Raw genomic sequence first — 579 nt, 5'->3', positions numbered from 1 at the left:
AAGACCTTTCCGTTACCGGAAGGGGTTTTAAAAGTTCTCTGATAAAATATCTTGCTCCGATATTATACGATGCCGACAGGTCACAGTTATATCTTTTTCCTGTCTGGAATACACAAAGACTGTGATTTTTCGGGTCACGGGACACACTTCCGGAGCCATCGTATGCAAGTCTGCTCGTATTCCATGCGCAGACTCTGGATACCCGCATTCCTTTTCTGTGTGCCTGATGCTCACAGCGTTTCTGGATATCCCGTTTTCTCCACAGATGCAGTTTCTGTTTTTTCTTTCCGGATATCTTTCCATGCATTTCCAGATACTCGAATACGATTACATCTGCATGGTTCTCTTCTGCATTTTTTACGATCGCACCTGCAATTTTTCTTCCCAGCTCTATGTTCAGGCGTTTCGTATATGCCCATCTTCCCCGTGACTGCGCAGAGCTGTGTTCCCTCTGGAATCTTCGGATTCGGCCCAGTGTGCGGTACATCCGGTCTTTTTCACTGGGATGATTGATAAATTTTCTCCCCAGGACAGTTCCGTCTGCCCGCATAATGGTACAGACCGCATCGGTATTGATTC

At 46.3% G+C, this 579-nt stretch carries 1 protein-coding gene; it reads right to left on the bottom strand.

The genetic code is table 11. The features are described from left to right. Positions 1-579: IS200/IS605 family accessory protein TnpB-related protein (locus tag LJE12_RS19680; protein WP_227292406.1), on the bottom strand; the 579-nt coding region annotated here is incomplete at both ends.

Source organism: Blautia sp. DFI.6.71, from assembly GCF_020593585.1.
Taxonomy (GTDB): domain Bacteria; phylum Bacillota; class Clostridia; order Lachnospirales; family Lachnospiraceae; genus Blautia_A; species Blautia_A wexlerae.
Note: the sequence above shows the minus strand (reverse complement) of the source record. Positions and strands in the feature narration are given on the sequence as shown.